This window comes from Halobacillus sp. BBL2006 (assembly GCF_000786645.1).
Lineage (GTDB): Bacteria > Bacillota > Bacilli > Bacillales > Halobacillaceae > Halobacillus.
In genome coordinates, this window is sequence record NZ_JRNX01000810.1 from 1 (window position 1) to 2,895 (window position 2,895).

3 protein-coding genes are annotated in these 2,895 nt (G+C 44.9%); all 3 read left to right on the forward strand.

Going from position 1 to position 2,895, the window contains the following annotated elements; translation table 11 throughout:
• Window positions 1-865, forward strand: an 865-nt coding sequence (locus tag LD39_RS19905; protein WP_035552567.1) for a Fe(3+) dicitrate ABC transporter substrate-binding protein, incomplete at its 5' end; no start/stop codon positions are given.
• A gap of 91 nt (window positions 866-956) precedes the next feature.
• Window positions 957-1,976 carry an iron ABC transporter permease gene (locus LD39_RS19910; protein WP_035552569.1) on the forward strand — a complete coding sequence of 340 codons (1,020 nt, stop codon included), beginning with the start codon at window positions 957-959 and terminating at the stop codon, window positions 1,974-1,976.
• Window positions 1,973-2,895, forward strand: a 923-nt coding sequence (locus LD39_RS19915; RefSeq protein ID WP_035552572.1) for an iron ABC transporter permease, incomplete at its 3' end; no start/stop codon positions are given. The genes LD39_RS19910 and LD39_RS19915, both read left to right, overlap by 4 nt.

Here is a 2,895-nt window from a genome sequence, read left to right on the forward strand (position 1 = left end):
AGAAGAGACAAAAGAAAAAACACAAAGTGAAGATACTCGTGTCATCGAACATGAAATGGGGGAAACGGAGATTTCCGGGACACCAGAAAAGGTCGTCGCGCTGGAGTTCTCTTTTGTTGATAACTTGGCATCTTTAGGTGTCACACCTGTAGGGATTGCCGATGATAATGACAAAGAACGGATCATTGAGCCAATTCGCGAGAAAATAGGCGATTATACTTCCGTAGGTACTCGTAAACAGCCTTCTCTAGAAGTAATTAGTTCTTTGCAGCCGGACTTGATCATTGCAGATATGAAGCGTCATAAGGACATCTATGATCAGCTTTCTGAAATCGCACCGACCATCATTCTTCCTTCTCTTGCTGCCGACTATGATGGAATCATTGATAGTTTCGAAACCGTTTCTAAAGCAATGGGGATGGAAGAGAAAGGACAAGAAGTTTTGAAAGAGCATAAAGCGAAGATGGAAGAGTTGCGTGCTCAAGTTCCTGAAGATGAAGAGCGTACGGTTTTACCAGCGGTCGTGGCGGACAGTGGATACTATGCACATAACATGGAGTCCTATACAGGGTCTCTTTTAGAGTCAATCGGCTTGAAAAATGCCATTCAAAGCGGAGATGCACGATACAATAAAATTAATTTAGAACAAGTAGTGGAGTTTAATCCTGATGTCATGTTCCATATGGTCTCTGGAGATCAGACCGTAGTGGATGAATGGAAGAACAATTCCCTTTATCAAGATATTTCAGCAGTGAAAAATGATGAGGTCTACGAGGTGGATCGCAATATGTGGTCACGTTTTCGTGGGTTGATTTCTTCAGAAAAAATTCTTGAAGACGCCATTGGGTATCTATACGAAAAATAGGGTGGTTTAGAAACGGGGGCTCCCCCCGTTTTTTTATGGAGAATTATGATAAAGTTGAATGAATAGAAGGAAGAAATAGGAGACTTATGTCATGGAAGAAACGTCTACAGAAAAACATTTTTATACCTACCGGATTGGTATTACACTCGTCAGCGGTCTCATACTTCTACTAGGCAGTCTTATTGCCAGTTTAAGTATCGGTGTCTACCATATCAACTTCTCTGCTGTTATGGGACTGCTTTTGAATGATGACGGTAGTAAAGCAGCCTCGATTATCCATACCATTCGGTTACCCAGGGCTGTCATAGGTATGTTGATTGGAGGTTGTTTAGCGATTGCCGGGGCAATCATGCAATCGATCACAAATAATCCCTTAGCCTCCCCTCAAATCTTTGGAGTCAACGCTGGAGCTTCCCTGATGGTTGTGATAGGTGTGGTGCTTCTCCCTGATTTAGCTCCAAACACATTAGTTTATTTCGCTTTTTTCGGGGCAGCTGTCGGAGGCGCAACAGTTTATTACCTAGCTTCGACTGGGGGGGGTATGACTCCTGTAAAGCTTGCTTTAGCAGGGATTACGATTCACTTATTCCTTTCATCGATCATAGAAGGAGTCGTTCTTTTTAATGAAACATCGACGGAAGATGTTTTGTTTTGGCTAGCAGGGGGGATTGATGGCCGGAACTGGGGAGATGTAAAACTGATGCTTCCTTGGGCGATTGTAGGAGTAATTGCTTCTTTTGCGCTATCCAAATCACTCACTCTTCTAAGTCTTGGAGATGATGTGGCACGAGGGTTAGGACAAAAGATAGGATTAATCAGGTTCGTTTCCTCTCTTTTAGTGGTCATTCTCGCAGGAGCCTCAGTAGCCGTTGCAGGCCCCATTGGTTTTATTGGATTAATGATTCCTAATATCGTACGTAAAATCATTGGATCGGATTATCGATTTGTCATACCGATCTCCGCTGTTCTTGGTGCGCTCTTACTCACGGTATCTGATGTAATCTCAAGGTTCATCGCCTTTCCGGCAGAGTCGCCTGTAGGAATCGTCACTGCTTTGATAGGCGCCCCGTTCTTCCTTTACTTAGCGCGAAAGGGAGGTCGTGAGGCATGAAAAAAGAAAACAGAATCCCGTTGTGGTGGATTATAGGTTTGACCATTGTTGTTTCATTAGGGGCTTTTATATCCATTGGGGTAGGGGCTATCTATATTTCCCCGCCTGATATTTTGAGTTATTTCTTAGGCACAGATGCTGGGAATCAAGGGTTTATTATTAAAAATTTCCGTTTGCCGAGAATCGTTATGGCTGTGCTTGTTGGAGCCGGTTTAGGATTATCAGGTGCGATCTTGCAGGGGATTATACGCAATCCATTGGCTTCTCCGGATGTCATAGGAATTACTAAAGGTGCTGGCCTGGCTGCGGCTGTCACGATTATTTTACTGCCAAACTCGCCAGTCATTGCATTACCCATAGCCGCCTTCATTGGAGCGGGCGCTGTGACCATTGCATTATATTTATTCGCCTACAGACAAGGTGTGAAGCCTGCAACTCTTGCACTTGTTGGAATCGCCTTAGGAGCGATCTGCCAAGCGGGCATTCAACTTATAACAGTTAAGTTCCCGGTTGAGACGAATGCTGCACTCGTATGGCTGACAGGAAGCTTATGGGGGAAAGATTGGACGGATGTCCTATTGTTACTTCCCTGGATCGTCGTTCTGTTTCCTTTTGCTTTAAGTCTTTCACCGAAGCTGGACGTGTTAAGTTTAGGTGACGATGTGGCTGAAGGCCTTGGTGAGCCTGTGAGAAAAGCTAGAGCGTTGTTACTCGTCGTTGCGGTCATTTTAGCTGCTGCCTCCGTAGCCGTGGTTGGTACGCTGGGGTTTGTTGGATTGGTCGCTCCCCATATTGCGAGACAATTAGTAGGGAACAGACACAAATTCTTACTACCTACTTCCGCATTGACAGGAATGGCGCTCCTGTTGCTTGCAGATGGACTTGGCCGGGGATTGCTGCCACCAACCGAAGTTCCTGC